The organism is Gemmatimonadaceae bacterium, from assembly GCA_019752115.1.
GTDB lineage: Bacteria > Gemmatimonadota > Gemmatimonadetes > Gemmatimonadales > Gemmatimonadaceae > Gemmatimonas.
The window spans coordinates 168,490-183,100 of the sequence record JAIEMN010000023.1; the positions used below are offsets into that span (position 1 = coordinate 168,490).

The following is a 14,611-nucleotide window of genomic DNA, read 5'->3' on the forward strand; positions in this document are numbered from 1 at the left end:
CGCCCTGTTCTTGCCTCGGCGCGGCGCCCTCTGCTGATTACCGGCATGCACGCCCTCCGCCTCCTTCCCGCGGCCCTGCTGCTGGCCACCGCCTGCGGCACGACATCCGACAGCGGCCCGATCATCGGCCTGATCACCAAGACCGAGACCAATCCGTTCTTCGTGAAGATGAAGGAGGGCGCAGACGCTACCGCCAAGGCGAAAGGGGCCACCCTGCTGGCCGGCGCCGGCCGCAACGACGGCGACAATGCCGGCCAGGTCACCGCGCTCGAGAATCAGGTCGCGGCGGGGGCCAAGGCTGTGCTCATCTCGGTGAGTGATGCCAAGGCCATCGTGCCGGCCATCCGCAAGGCGCGTGAGGCCGGTGTGCTCGTGATTGCCCTCGACAGCCCCACCGACCCGCTCGACGCCACGGACGCGTTCTTTGGTACCGACAATTACAAGGCGGGCGAGTTGATCGGCGCCTATGCCAAGGCGCGCCTTGGCGGCGCGCCAGCGAAGATCGTGACCATCGATCTCATCCCCGGCAATCCCACCGGGGCGCAGCGTCACAACGGTTTCCTGCAGGGCTTCGGCCTCGCCAGCTTCGATCGCTCGCACAACGATCTCGCCCAGCCACCGGAAGTGGTGTGCATGGGCGACGGCGTCGGCGATCAGGCCAAGGCGCAGACGGTCATGGAGAACTGCCTTCAGCAGCATCCGGAGGTCAACGTGGTGTACACCATCAACGAGCCGAGCGGCGCCGGTGCGTGGAACGCGCTCAAGAAGGCGGGGCGCGAGAAGGACGTGCTCATCGTGAGCGTCGATGGTGGCTGCCGTGGCGTGCAGGACGTCGCCGAGGGGAAGCTGGCGGCCACGGCGCAGCAGTATCCGCTGCACATGGCCGAACTCGGCGTGGAGGCCGCGATGACGTTCATCACGTCCGGCAAGAAGCCAAGTGGCTACACCGATACCGGCGTGGCACTGGTGGCGGCGACAGCGGCGGCGGGCGTGACCAGCCTCTCGCCAGCCGAAGGCGCACAGCGCTGCTGGGGCACCAAGTGATCGGGGCCCGGTGAGCCGTCGTGCGCGACAGCTCGCCACGCTGGGGCCGGTGCTCGCACTCATCGCGGCATCGACTTTCTTCGCGCTCCAGTCGCCGCGCTTTCTGACGGGCGAGAACCTGTCGCTCATTCTCCAGCAGGTCATGGTGGTGGGGGTGCTCGCCATCGGTCAGACCTTGGTGATTCTCACGGCCGGTATCGATCTCTCCTGCGGCATGGTGATGGCGCTGGGCGGTGTCGTGATGGCACTGCTGGCAACGCGCGGCGGGCTCTCCCCTGCCCTCGCGATTGGCGCCGGCGTTGGTGTCACGACGGTCGCGGGGTTCCTGAACGGGCTGCTGATCACCCGCATCAAACTGCCGCCGTTCATCGTCACGCTCGGGACGATGAACATTGCGTTCGCGCTGACGCAGCTCGTGTCCCATTCGCAGAGTGTGACGGACCTGCCCCCGCTGCTCACCCTGCTCGGCGACACCGTAAGTGTTGGACGCACCCCGGTGGCGTACGGGGTGATGGCGATGCTGGTGCTCTACGGGCTCGCGTGGTGGCTGCTGCGCGAAACAGCCGGTGGCCGCCACCTGTACGCCACGGGCAACGCGCCGGAAGCGGCGCGCCTCTCCGGCATTGCCACTGCTCGGGTCCTGCTTGCGGTATATACGCTCGCCGGCGCCTGCTACGGCGTGGCGGCGCTGCTCGGTGTGGCACGCACGGGCGTGGGTGATCCGCAGGCGGGGCAGACGGAGAATCTGGACACGGTCACGGCGGTCGTCCTTGGCGGCACCAGCCTGTTCGGTGGCCGCGGGGTGATCCTTGGCTCGCTGGTCGGCGCGCTGATCGTGGGGGTGTTCCGCAATGGCCTCACGCTCATGGGTGTGTCGTCGGTGTACCAGATCCTGGTGACGGGTGTGTTGGTCATCCTCGCCGTTTCGCTCGACCAATCGGCGAGGCGCGCCCGATGAGCGCGGCGCCTCTCGTGCTCGACGCCAGCGGCCTGCGCAAAGCCTACGGCTCGGTGGTCGCGCTGGACGGCTGCGACTTCGAGGTGCGCGCCGGTGAGATTCTGGCCGTGATCGGCGACAACGGCGCCGGCAAGTCGTCGCTCATCAAGGCGCTCTCGGGCGCGATGATCCCCGACAGCGGCGTCATCCGGCTCGACGGGGCATCGGTGGCGTTCCGCTCTCCTGCTGACGCCCGCGCGGCCGGGATCGAAACCGTCTATCAGGACCTCGCGGTAGCACCGGCGCTTTCGATCGCCGAAAACCTCTTCCTCGGACGCGAGCTGCGCCGGCCCGGCGTGCTCGGCTCCGCGCTGCGCCTGATCGATCGCCCCCGCATGCTACGCGAAGCGGCGACGCATCTCGACGCGCTGGGCATTCGCGTGCGCTCGCTGACCCAGGCCGTCGAGACGCTCTCCGGCGGCCAGCGCCAAGGGATCGCTGTCGCCCGCAGCGCCGCCTTCGCGCGACACGTGGTAATCCTGGACGAGCCCACGGCGGCCCTGGGCGTGCGCGAAAGCGGGATGGTGCTCGACCTGATCCGTCGCGTCCGTGACCGTGGCTTGAGCGTGGTGCTCATCAGCCACAACATGCCGCATGTCTTCGAGCTGGCCGATCGCATTCACATCCAGCGGCTGGGGCATCGTGCGCTGCTGGTCGAGCGATCGGCGATTTCGATGTCGGATGCGGTCGCTGTGATGACCGGGGCGGCGTAGCGCTGGCAAGTTTTGTTTGAACTGATCACACAGAGCGCACAGAGCCATAGAGGTCACTGTGGCGCGCGTCCGCCTGGGCCATAGCGAGGATCAGCAAGCGCCTCGGCTCTGTGTTCCCTGTGCGATCAGTTCCAACAGCCTATCCATGGCACCGGCTTCAGATCGCCGCGAGCAACGACGGCAGTCGCTCGCCCGCTTTGACGAGCGTGGCGCGCAGCTCGCCCATCATCGCGGCCCGGTCCGGGCGATCGGGCGTGATCATGCGCCCCATGATCGCGAGCATGTCCAGGCGCGTGGTCTTGAGCCAGGCCTCGATGGCCGGGACCTGGGTCCACGCCAGCCGATTGCGGATCGTGCCGGCCCACATCCGGAGAAAGTCGAAGGGCACACCGGGGCTGACCACCGGCGTCAGCAACGCATTGCGCCGCTCGACATCGGGCTCGATCGAGGCCACGAGGCCGATCATGGCGCCGCTGAAGGTGGGCTGACAGGTCCGCACGAAGAGCAGATTGATCCGCCCCGGCTCGAAGACGCGCAGCGGCGGCGGGGCGATGACGGCACTCGCCGAGCAGTCAACGACGACATCATCGGCCGTCATCGGCAGCGTGCCGTGCGTGAGCGTGATCGCATCGGTGCTGATGGCCTGCACGTGCCCGAGTCGCACGATCTCACCGACGCGTCGCAACTGCTGCAGTTCCGGCTGCGAGACGGTGCAGCACTTGTACGCCGTGGGCTCGATCGTGGGATCGAGCCGGATCCACTGCCCCGCCGCTTCGAGTCGCCGGATCACATCCGTGGGCGACGAGGCCTCGGCGATGCTCGCGAGTTGTTTGATCACACCGCCAACGGTGACTTCGAAGGCATCCTCCCGCACCTGCAGGTTGCCTCGATCGAGCATCCAGGCATCACGCGGCACGATCCAGCGAATACGTTCGGGTTGCACGTCGTGGGCGAGGAGCCAGAGTACGGCATCGATACCCGTCTTGCCCGACCCCACCACGGTGTATCGGGCGCCGGGGCGCTCGAGCGTCGGGAGCGCGTTGAGCGGGACACACGTGACGCCCTCCCCCACGGGATACCTCGGCGGATGCGTGGCCGGGACTTCGGTGCGCGCCAGCGTCCCATCCACGATCGTCCCCGGATGCATCACCGTGACCGCACCGGTCACCCGTGACGTCACCTCCACCGTGCCATCATCGCGCACCGTGGCCCAGTGGCGCGGCAGGTAGTGCACCCGACCGGAGGCGAGCAGGCGGTCGTGCATGACCTGCTCGAAGTACGCGAGGATCTCGGCGCCCGACGCGAGTTCGTTCATGCCCGCGTTGATCCCGGTCACGTCGCGCACGCCGCGGCCGAGTGGGGTGGAGTTCACCCCGTAGTACGCGGACGGCTGATGGAGCCGCACCCATGGGTACGCCACGTTCCAATGGCCACCCGGATGATCCTGCGCATCGACGATCACGACCGACGCGGTGGAGTGTGCAACGACACTGTCGACGAACGCCAGTGGGGTGGCGCCGGCACCGATCACCAGATAGTCAGGACGCTCGAACATGGCCGCTCCGAAGGGGGAGCGACGAATTTACCGCGCGCGCGCGACGAGCGTGGCCGGCATGCCGCCAGTCGGGCGGAGCGTGATGATCGGCTCCGGCCGCGGATAGGGGGCCGCTACCCGGACCTCCCACCGCCGGGCCAGGGCGGCGAGCACCAGCACACCCTCCATCCAGGCGAACTGCTCGCCCACGCAGATGCGGGTGCCACCACCAAACGGCCAGTAGGCAAAGCGCGGCCGTTCATCGGGTTCGAGCCAACGCTCGGGGCGGAAGGCGCCCGGCGTGCCCCACCAGCGCGCATCGCGGTGGGTAATCCACTGCGACATCAGAAAGATCGTGCCGCGGGGAAAGGACCACTCGCGTACCGTATGCGATTCGAGTGCCATGCGGCCCACGATGTAGGCCGGCGGATAGAGGCGCATCGCCTCGGCAAACACCGCCCGCGTGTACGGCAGGCGCGCCACGTCGTCGGCGATCGGCGTTCGGTCGCCAAGCGCACCATCGATCTCGGCGTGCAAGGCCTCGCGCACGGCCGGGTGCTGTTCCAGCAGCAGCCAGGTCCAGCTGAGCGCGTTGGCGGTGGTCTCGTGGCCGGCCAGGAAGAGCGTGAGCAGCTCATCGCGCAGCTGGGTGTCGCTCATCCCGGTGCCGTCGCCTTCGGTATCCTGCGCCGCCAACAGCATGCTCAGCAGATCGCCGCGATCGCCGCCCTCGCGCCGACGCTCGGCGATGATGCGGTAGATGATGTCGTCGAGCGTGGCCCGCGCCCGCTTGAAGGCGCGCGTCTTGGCGGTCGGCAGCGCGTCGAGCAGCGGCGCGAGCGGGCTGAAGCCGAGATTGAACGACGAAAAGGCATCGTGCAGCGCCTGCGCCACGCGCTCGGTCTCGTGCGCGACGTCGGTGGCGAAGAGCGTGCGCGCCACGATGGTCATGGTGAGCGCCATCATGGCGGCGTTGATGTCCGCCGGGCCGGCGCGCCAGCTCTCGCGCGCTGCGACCGCAGCCTGCGCCATCGCGTCGGCATACCCCGCAATGCGCGCCTTGTGAAAGGCCGGCTGCACGAGGCGCCGCTGCCGCAGGTGCAGCTCTCCCTCGCTGGTGAGCAGTCCGTCGCCGATCAACCGCTTGGCCCGCTGCAGCGCCCGCCCTTTCATGAAGCGGCGCTGGTGGGTGACCAGCACATCACGGATGTCATCCGGGTGGGAGAGCAGCACGATGCGCCGGCCGCCCGCCCGGAAGCTACACACGTCGCCATAACGCGCCGGGAGGCTCTCCAGAAAGGCCAGCCGGTCCCGCCCCGACAGACGCGACAGCAGCTCGCCCGGATAGCGGGCGCGTGGACCGGGGGGATGGCTGGCGGAGGCAGCGGGCATGACTGCAACTTGGCTGCGGTCGCCGCGCCAAACCAGCGGCGTGCCTCCCTTCCCTCCCGCCTCAGCGCCCATGCGCCGTCCCGCCCCTCGCTTCGCTCCGCTGCCGTCGGCCGTGCTGACGGCCCTCACGGTCCTTGGCAGTGCCCTCTCGCTTCAGGCGCAATCCGCGCCCGACATGCCGGCCGTCAACGACAAGCCCAACGCCTATCGCACCGTGGAGGGGTGGGCCAAGCTCCCGACCGGTCGCACGTGGGGCTCCACCAGCGCCGTCGCCATCGACAAGGATGGCAAGAGCATCTGGGTCGCCGAGCGGTGCGGGCAGAACAACTGCCTCGGTTCCACGCTGCCGTCGGTACTCAAGTTCGACGCCCAGGGGAATCTCGTGCAGAGCTTCGGCTCGGCGATGATCATCTCGCCACACGGCATCCATGTGGACAAGGACGGCAACATCTGGGTGGTGGACTGCACCTGCACCCTCGGGCGCGGGGCCAACGCCCCCGCCGACAAGGGGCATCAGATCCACAAGTTCAGCCCCAAGGGCGACTACCTGATGTCGCTCGGTCGCCCGGGCGGCGGCAAGGACTCGGCGTACTTCTGGCAGCCGAATGCGATCGTCACCGCGCCCAACGGGGACATCTACGTGGCCGAGGGGCATTCCTCGGCGGCCGGCGCCAACGCGCGCATTCTGGTGTTCAACAAGACCGGTGGCCTCAAGCGCACCTGGGGCACGTGGGGCAAAGGCACGGGCCAGCTCGATCAGCCGCACACGCTCGCCTTCGACTCCAAGGGACGCCTGTTCATCGGTGACCGCGGCAACGATCGCATCCTGATTGTCGATCGCGATTTCAAGATCCTCGAGACGTGGTATCAGTTCAGCCGCCCCAGTGGCATCTGGATCGACCAGAACGACACGATCTATGTCGCCGACTCGGAGAGCGGTTCGGTGAACCCGCCGCACAAGGCCTGGACGCGCGGCATTCGCATCGGCAGTGCGCGCACGGGCGTGGTCACGGGATTCATTCCGGATCCGGAGCCGAATCCGCCGAGCACGTCGAGTGCGGAAGGCGTGGCGGTGGATGCGGCGGGCAATATCTATGGGGCTGAGGTGGGGCAGAAGGCGTTGAAGCGGTATGAGAAGAAGCGGTAGGTAGAAAGCGGAACCCCCGAGAGCTCAGGGAGAAGAAGATCAGGGGGGAGAGCTCAGGACTGCCGCAGTCCTGAACTCTCCCCCCTGACGTTCTTCCCCCTGAGCTCTCGGGGGTTAACCGACCATCCGCCTCACTTCGGCAGCTTCATCGCTACCAGTGCCGCCTGCTCCTCCGCCCCCACCGCGAACACGATATACTGCTGCCCCTTGTGCAGAAACGTCATCGGCACGGCGGTCGTCTTCGACGGGATCTGCACCGACGCGATCTGCTTGCCGGTGGCCTTGTCCACGGCGTAGAGCTTGGGCGGTTCACCCGGCAGGCCACCGCTGCGGCCGGTGCCGTAGATCATGAGCGACTTGGTGTTGATCACCTGCGCCTGACCACGCCCCGGCACGGGATCAAGCGTGACGCCTTCGAACAGCTTGTCGCGCGTCGTCTGCTTGAAGAAGCCGGCGTTCGGAATCCACCAGTTCTTGTCGCCGCTGTTCATGTCGTACGCGGTGATGCCACCGAACTGCTTGTTCTTCACGATCGACACGCCACCGATCATCGAGCCGTTGGAACGGCCGTTGAAGCCGACGTTCTCGGGCGGCTTGTAGCCCGCCGGGGCCGGCAGGGCGCCGAGGAGGCCGCAGTTGTTGGCCGGTGAGCTGTAGTCGAATTCCGAGCACGGATCGTTGCGGAGCGCCGTGGTGCTCATACCGGTGATCGACGCGACGAAGAGCTTGCCCGTCTCCGGGTCCGCCGCGGCACCGCCATCGATGTTCACACCACCGCTCGCGCCCGGCGCGTACCACGAGCACTTGAAGCCGGTCTTGTCCTTCCCATCCGCCGCCGAGGGCGGAATGAAGTACGGGCCCATGCGGCACTTCTTGGCGAGCGCCAGCGCCGAGTCCTTGATGGCCGGCGTGTAGTCGATCAGATCGGCCTCCACGAGCCCCTGCTGCGAGTACGGCGCGGGCTTGCTGGGAATGGGCTGCGTGGGCGAGGACTGCTCGCCCGGAATACCACTCTGCGCCACCGGCGTTTCCGGCATCGGCCAGATCGGTTCACCGGTCACGCGGTCGAACGTGTACACCCAGCCCTGCTTCGTGGTGACGGCGACAACCTTGCGCTTCTGGCCGTTCACCGTGACGTCGAGGAGGTTCGGCGCCATCGGCGTGTCGTAGTCCCAGATGTCATGGTGCACCATCTGGAAGTGCCACTTCCGCTTGCCCGTCTTCACATCGAGCGCGACGAGCGAGTTGCCGAAGAGGTTGTCGCCCGGACGATGGCCGCCGTATTCGTCCATGAGGGGCATGCCAACCGGGATGTAGACGAGACCGAGCGCTTCGTCGGCGCTGTACGGCGCCCACGCGTCCACCTTGCCCACGCCCTTGGTGCCGATCTTGGATCCGTTCTTCCACGTCTCGGCGCCGTACTCACCCGGCTGCGGGACGAGATTGAATTTCCAGAGCACCTTGCCCGTCGCGATGTCGATGCCGCGAATGGTGCCGGTCGGATTCGACGCGCGAATGGGGTAGTAGCCGTGAATCGAGCTGTTCCCCACGATGAGCACGTTGCCCACCACGATCGGCGGCGAGCTCGACGCGATCTGGCCCAGGATACCCACCGTGCCATCGGCACCGATCTTCTTGACCGGATCCCAGGTCTCGCCCGGCTTGGCCGCGCGATACGGCGCCGCATCGGAGATGATGAGCGGCCCCGAGTCATCCACCGCGAGCTTCACCAGCGGATAGCCGATCCCTTCCATGAGATCGATCTGGCCGTTCTTGCCGAACGTCGGGTCGGGCTTGCCCGTCTTCGCATCGAGCGAAATGAGATGATACCCGGGCGTCGTGACGAGCACGCGTTCCTTCGTGCCGCTGCTCCAGTACGACAGACCGCGGCCGGCAAACTGCCGCGGCGCCTTCTGCCAGCGGATGCCTTCCTCGACCTTGTACGACCACAGCTCGTTGCCCGTCTCCGGATCGAGCGCCACGACGTGCCGCTTGGTGGACACCACCGTGAAGAGGCGGCCGTTCGCATACAGCGGCGTGGTCCGGTAGTACTCATCGGGGCCGAACTTCTCCCCACCCTTCCAGGTCCAGGCGACCTGCAGCTTGTCGAAGTTCGACGCGTTGATCTGGTCGAGCGGCGAGTAGCGGGTGCTCCACTGATCGGCGCCCCAGTAGCGCCATTCACCGTACGCGTTGCCGCGCACGAGCGGCTTGGCCTGCGCCGTGGTGCTCTTGACCTGCGTGACGAGCACGCCGGCCAGCACCGTACTGACGGCGGCGAGCGCCGCGAGTTTGGTGGTACCACTTCGGAGCATGCGAACTCCTGAGGAGGGAATGGACTAACGAACCGCGGGGGAAGGATGCATCGACTTGCCGGTGCGCACAGAATCCACGCGCACCGACTTGAGCCAGGCCGGCTCGGCGTTGAGCTCGGTCTTGCCGGGGGGCATGCCGTTGAGGCGCAGGATGTAGGCGGTCACCCAGACGTATTCGTCTTCGGTGAGCGTCCCCGGCGCACTCTTGGGCATCAGGTTGCTGAGATAGTCATACAGGTCGGCCAACGGGCGGCCAAACCACTTGAGCTGAAACGAGGGGCCGGTGTGCGACGCCACCGTGTGGCAGCCGAGACACGAGGACTGAAAGACTTCGCGCCCCTTCTGCGCCTGCTCCGGAGTGTAGACGCCGCTTGCCGTGCTGCGGGGTTGGGCCTGCGCCGCCCGCGGGGCGATGCCGATGGCCACCACCCCAGCGACAAGTACCGCGGCCACGCGGGCCCCGTCGGTCACGCGGGCCCCGTCTGTCAGGCGCACGCCCGCACGCTGCAGCCGCGCCACGAGCGCCGAGAGCGCCCACATCACGCCGAGCAGCACACAGCCGGCCATCGCCACGCGAATGGCGCTCACGGCGAAGGCCGCATCGAGCGCCGGCATCGTGATCGGATACTCGCGGAGCGTCGCCGCGCGATCTCCCATCCAGTGCCACGCTTCGTGGGCTACCAGTGCCGAGGCCACCATCACGCCAATCCGTTCGGGAATCTCGCGCGCGAAGACCCAGTTGAGCACCGGCACCAGCAGGAGCAGCACGGCCAGTTGCGCGAGTTCAATCCCGAGGTTGAACGCCGCGAGCGAGGTGAGCAGATGACTCCCCGCGAACTGCAGCTGGTCGCGCAGCGCGGCCGAAAAACCGAAGCCGTGAATGAGACCAAAGCCAAACGCGACCTTCCAGCGCTGTTCGACGCGCGCACCGATGATGTTCCCCAACGCCATCCACACGATGCTCGCGGCGATCAGCACTTCCACGAGCGGGGGGAACCACAATCCGCTCGGCGCGAAGCCGAACGCCGCCGCCCCGAGCGTGAGCGAATGCGCCACGGTGAACGCCGTCACGATCCCCACCAGCGGCGCCAGTCGGCGCACGGGCAGCACCAGGCACAGCACAAACAGCAGGTGATCGAGCCCGCCAAACAGGTGCAGCGCCCCCTCGCGGACGAAGCGCAGCGCGGCGTGCCACCAGCGCGGATCGAGGTGCAGCGCTCCCGGGTCGCCTTCGTACGTGTAGACGCGTGGCGCACCGTTCGCAGTGATGGCCGTAAGCACCGTGGTGGTGGTGATGCCCAGATGCGCCCACCGCGGTTCGATCACGAGATTGCCGAGCGCCACGGCGGCGGGCACTTCGAGTTCCGCTTCCAGCCGCAGCTGGGCGAACGGGACATCGGTGGAGTCGGCGAGCGGCTGCGTGCGCACCGCGTTGAGCGCCGACGCCCACGCGTCAAAGGCGCGATCGCTGGGAACGCTGGCGCGCACCGCCAGCAGGGTCGGCGCGGGCAGCGTGGTGGTACCATCACGCAACGTGACGCCATCGCGAATCCACAACGCTGCCGCGTCGCGCAGGTATGGCGCGGCGCGTGCGACATCCAGCGAGCCGTTGGTCCGCAGCGGCCAGTCCACATCGCGCACGGCCTCGAGCGGGATCTGCACCAGCAGCCGGATGCGATCGGGCGTGGGGACCACATACGCGCGCACCCCGACGTGCCGCGGCACCTCGTGGGCAGCCGCCCCGAGCCACGGTACGCACAGCAGGCACAGCACAGGGATGACAAGGCGCGAGATCCGGCGAGACAGCTCGCGGGCGCGCCACAGGCGGGAGAGGGCCAACACGTCTCTGGACAGGAAAGCGCAGGCGGGTTACTTCAACGCGTCGAAGTTACCATCCGCTCCGGCGTCGCACATCCCACCCGGCCGGAGCCCCCCATATCCCGCGTCCCTCCCGGGAGCCCCTCGATGCCCATCGTCCGACCGACGACGCGCTGGACCCTCCTTGGCCTGACCCTCGCCGCCCTCGGCGTCGCTCAGGCCACCCTGACCGCCACCGACCGCCAGACGGTCCAGGCCCCGAAGTTTGAGGTCGACCCGATGTGGCCCAAGCCCCTGCCCAACCACTGGGTCCTTGGCTCGGTCATCGGCGTGGGCGTGGACAGCAAGGACCACATCTTCATCATCCACCGCGGCGACTCGACGCTGAACCAGCGGACGGAAACCGGCATGAACGCGAACCCGCCAATCGGCGAGTGCTGCCAGTCGGCGCCCCCGATCCTGGAGTTCGATCCCGCCGGCAATCTGGTCAAGGCGTGGGGCGGTCCCGGTCAGGGGTACGAGTGGCCCTCCTCGAACCACGGCGTCTCCGTTGACGACAAGGACAACGTGTGGATCGGCGGCAATGGCGTGGGCGACTCGCACATCCTCAAGTTCTCGCACGACGGCAAGTTCCTGCAGCAGATCGGCGTGCCGAAGCAGGCCGTGAACAGCAACGACTCGACCCACTTCGGTCGGGTGGCCAAGATCACGTTCGACGTGAAGGCGCAGGAAGCCTACGTGGCCGACGGCTACGGCAACCGGCGCGTGGCCGTGCTCGACATGCCCACCGGCAAGCTCAAGCGCTTCTGGGGCGCCTACGGCAACAAGCCCGACGACGCCCGCACGCCCCCGTACGATCCGTCCGCCCCGCTCATCCAGCAGTTCCGCAATCCGGTGCACTGCGCCGAGCCGACGAACGATGGCCTGGTATACGTGTGCGACCGTCCGAACGACCGCATTCAGGTCTTCCAGAAGGACGGCAAGTTCGTGAAGGAGGTCCGCGTCTTCCCGAACACCCGCGGCGACGGCTCGGTGTGGGACATCGCCTTCTCCAAGGACCCGGCGCAGAAGTACCTGTACCTGGCCGACGGCAAGAACGAGCGCGTGTACGTGATGGACCGTCAGTCGCTCGAGATCCTCACCTACTTCGGCGACGGCGGCCGCCAGCCCGGCCAGTGGTTCGCGGTGCACAGCATCGCCACCGACTCGAAGGGCAACATCTACACGACCGAGACCTACGAAGGGAAGCGCCTGCAGAAGTTCGCGTACCGCGGGATTCAGGCGGTGAAGCGAGGAGCGCAGGGGGTGCCTTGGCCGGTGCGGGCGGGGGCGGCGCGGGATTGAACGGCGGGTACGGCGGAAGCCGGTACCTCGGAAGCTGAACGACGGGAGCTGGACATCGGGAACCGCGGTTCCCGTCGTCCAGCTCCCGTCGTTTCAGCTTCCGAGGTTCGGGCTTCCGCCGTTACCGCTGTTCCGCCGCGATTACGGCACGACTCCCTGACACTCAATCTCCACCTTCCCTCCCGCCACCACGAGCGCCGCCACCACGACGGTGGAGCGCGCGGGCGGGTTGGTCGGGAAGAACTTGGAGTACACCGCGTTCATCCCCGCGAAGTCCTTCACGTCGGTGAGGAACACGGTGCACTTGGTGGCGGCGGCGGCGAGGGTGGTGCCGGCGGCCTTGAACACCTTGTCGAGGTTCTCGAGCGAGCGCTGGGTCTGGCCGGCGATCGTCGTGTCCGTGGGGCTCGTGCCGAGCTGGCCGGACGCCCAGAGCAGGTTGCCGACGCGGATACCGGGGCTCAGGGTGGGCGAGATGCGCTGCCCTTCCCCGACGACCGGCGTGCGCTGGCCGGCGGCTTGCGCGGCAAGGGGGGCGGTAGCGAGGATGGACGTGAGCGCAGCCAGCGCGAACAACGGGGAGCGCGAACGCAGCATCGGGGTTCTCCGTTTATCGGGAATCGGGATCTTCACCTGCACAACGAGACGGCCCAATATGCCGATGTTCGACTTTGTCTGCACGGCCTGCCAGCATGAATTCGAAACCCTCGTCCGGGGATCGGCCGTGCCCGCCTGCCCGGCCTGCGGCAGCACCGAGCTCGAGAAGCAGATCGCGCTACCCGCGATCAAGACGTCCGGCACGCACGGGAAAGCCATGGCCGCCGCCAAGCGGCGCGACCAGCGGCAGGGACAAGAACGCATGTCGGCGCAGCGGGAGTATGAGCTGAATCATGACGATTGACGGGCGGTAACGGCGGAAGCCTGTACGACGGAAGCTGGACGGCGGAAGCTGGACTGCGGGCAAAAAACGAGAGCGGGGACCATGGTGATCGCGTTCACCGTGGTCCCCGCCGCGTTTTGCCCGTCGTTCAGCTCCCGCCGTCCAGCTTCCGAAGTCCAGCTTCCGCCGTACAGGCGTCCGCCGTTACCGAAGTTCAGCGTGTCAGCACGACTTGCACTTATTGGAGTTCTTCGCCCCCAGCTTCACCAGCAGTTCCACCGTATCCAAGAACGGCGGAATGCGCTGCACCGGGCCGTTCGCCATGTCGGCAGTCGTCTGGCCGCGGCGGCTCATGGCCTTCACGTCGGTCCCCTTGCTGAGCAGGTACTGAATCAGCTCGTTGTCGCCCCGCGCAGCGGCGTGGTGCATGGGGTTGTAGCCGTTGTGATCGCGGCTGTTCGGATCGGCGTGCAACTCCTCGATCAGGTACTTCACCGCCGGCACCCACGCGTCGGGCGCATGGGTGTGCGAGTTGGCGGCGTAACCTTCGCCGTAGCCGACGCCGCTGGCAGCGTGGATCGGGTACACGCCAGGGCCGCCATCCGGAATGGGCGGCAGGCCGGACGGATCGCCCGCACCGGCTGCGCCTTCTTCCGGCGCGTCATCGCCCGGGAGTCGGCCAGTCGGCTTGATGGTCGGAATCGTGGGATCCGCCTTGTACTGGACCAGCAGCTTCATCGCCGGCACATCCAGGCCATACGCCGCGCGCCAGAACGGCGTCGCGCCCACGGTATTCACGCCCAGCAGGTCGAAGTTGTACGACATGTACCACAGGTGCTTCTTGAGGCGCACATTCGGATCGGCGCCGGCCTTGAGCATCATCTCCATCAGCTCGAGGTGCGTCGTCTTCTGCTGCGTCTGCGCGGTGGGCTGCGGATAGAGCGACTTGGGCGCCCACTGCGTGTTGATCACGGCATAGAGCGGCGTTGCGCCGGCATCGCTCGCCAGCTTCACGTCGGCGCCCTTCCCCATCAGCATCTTGGCCATGTCGAAGCGACCGTTGATCGACGCCATGAGGAGCGGGCTCGTGTGGTCGCCTTCGCTCACATGGTTGATCTTGGCGCCGGCGGCGAGGAGATGCTCCACCGCTTCGTCGCTCCCTTCGCGCACCGCGAAGAGCAGCGGCGTCAGGCCGCCCTTGTTGCCAATCAACTCCCCGTAGCTCGGGCCCCGGTTGATGAAACCCGTCTGTGGGCGGGCGCTATCCCCCGGCGCGCGCGGCGCTCCGGCGCCGGCACCACCCGCGCGACCCGCCGGCGCCGCCGACGCGGTAGGTCACCATGAACTCGGCCGACAGCGGGGCCGGCGCCTCGACCGCGATGGCGACGTCGCGCCGGGGCGCACCCGGCCGGCCCGGCTGCGGCTTC

12 protein-coding genes are annotated in these 14,611 nt (G+C 67.6%); 6 read left to right on the forward strand and 6 right to left on the reverse strand.

The window, feature by feature from the left end; genetic code table 11:
* Positions 1–45: 45 nt before the first annotated feature.
* From K2R93_12675 to K2R93_12685, 3 genes are read left to right on the forward strand one after another with little or no spacing between them, the layout of a single operon-like run.
* Positions 46–1,044 (forward strand): sugar ABC transporter substrate-binding protein, encoded by a 999-nt coding sequence (locus K2R93_12675; protein ID MBY0490688.1) that lies wholly within the window; start codon positions 46–48, stop codon positions 1,042–1,044.
* A gap of 10 nt (positions 1,045–1,054) precedes the next feature.
* Positions 1,055–2,002: an ABC transporter permease gene (locus K2R93_12680; protein MBY0490689.1), complete on the forward strand. Its 948-nt coding sequence runs from the start codon at positions 1,055–1,057 to the stop codon at positions 2,000–2,002.
* Positions 1,999–2,754: an ATP-binding cassette domain-containing protein gene (locus K2R93_12685; GenBank protein ID MBY0490690.1), complete on the forward strand. Its 756-nt coding sequence runs from the start codon at positions 1,999–2,001 to the stop codon at positions 2,752–2,754. Before K2R93_12680 ends, K2R93_12685 begins: the two co-directional genes overlap by 4 nt.
* Before the next feature lie 157 nt (positions 2,755–2,911).
* Here K2R93_12685 and K2R93_12690 read toward each other — a convergent pair whose 3' ends face one another.
* Both K2R93_12690 and K2R93_12695 read right to left on the reverse strand, forming a co-directional pair.
* On the reverse strand, positions 2,912–4,309 hold the full coding sequence (locus tag K2R93_12690; protein MBY0490691.1) for a hypothetical protein: 1,398 nt from the start codon (positions 4,307–4,309) through the stop codon (positions 2,912–2,914).
* Positions 4,310–4,336: 27 nt separating this feature from the next.
* Positions 4,337–5,680 (reverse strand): cytochrome P450, encoded by a 1,344-nt coding sequence (locus K2R93_12695; protein MBY0490692.1) that lies wholly within the window; start codon positions 5,678–5,680, stop codon positions 4,337–4,339.
* 175 nt (positions 5,681–5,855) lie between these two features.
* Here K2R93_12695 and K2R93_12700 point away from each other — a divergent pair, with 175 nt between their 5' ends.
* Complete coding sequence (locus tag K2R93_12700; GenBank protein MBY0490693.1) at positions 5,856–6,827, forward strand: hypothetical protein; 972 nt, start codon at positions 5,856–5,858, stop codon at positions 6,825–6,827.
* A 131-nt stretch (positions 6,828–6,958) separates the two neighbouring features.
* Here the strand turns inward: K2R93_12700 and K2R93_12705 are convergent, their stop codons facing one another.
* Entirely contained in the window at positions 6,959–9,142 is a 2,184-nt protein-coding gene (locus tag K2R93_12705) for a PQQ-binding-like beta-propeller repeat protein (GenBank protein MBY0490694.1), read from the reverse strand.
* Positions 9,143–9,166: 24 nt separating this feature from the next.
* Positions 9,167–10,984, reverse strand: coding sequence for a HupE/UreJ family protein (locus K2R93_12710; protein ID MBY0490695.1), 1,818 nt, complete (start codon positions 10,982–10,984; stop codon positions 9,167–9,169).
* A 123-nt stretch (positions 10,985–11,107) separates the two neighbouring features.
* Here K2R93_12710 and K2R93_12715 point away from each other — a divergent pair, with 123 nt between their 5' ends.
* Positions 11,108–12,304, forward strand: coding sequence for a hypothetical protein (locus K2R93_12715; GenBank protein MBY0490696.1), 1,197 nt, complete (start codon positions 11,108–11,110; stop codon positions 12,302–12,304).
* 141 nt (positions 12,305–12,445) lie between these two features.
* On the opposite strand, the gene K2R93_12720 is transcribed toward K2R93_12715, so the two are convergent.
* On the reverse strand, positions 12,446–12,901 hold the full coding sequence (locus K2R93_12720) for a hypothetical protein (GenBank protein MBY0490697.1): 456 nt from the start codon (positions 12,899–12,901) through the stop codon (positions 12,446–12,448).
* Between the two features lie 58 nt (positions 12,902–12,959).
* Here K2R93_12720 and K2R93_12725 point away from each other — a divergent pair, with 58 nt between their 5' ends.
* A complete protein-coding gene (locus tag K2R93_12725; GenBank protein ID MBY0490698.1) occupies positions 12,960–13,205 on the forward strand; it encodes a zinc ribbon domain-containing protein in 246 nt (81 codons plus the stop codon).
* A gap of 201 nt (positions 13,206–13,406) precedes the next feature.
* Here the strand turns inward: K2R93_12725 and K2R93_12730 are convergent, their stop codons facing one another.
* Positions 13,407–14,396 carry an ankyrin repeat domain-containing protein gene (locus K2R93_12730; GenBank protein MBY0490699.1) on the reverse strand — a complete coding sequence of 330 codons (990 nt, stop codon included), beginning with the start codon at positions 14,394–14,396 and terminating at the stop codon, positions 13,407–13,409.
* Positions 14,397–14,611 lie beyond the last annotated feature (215 nt).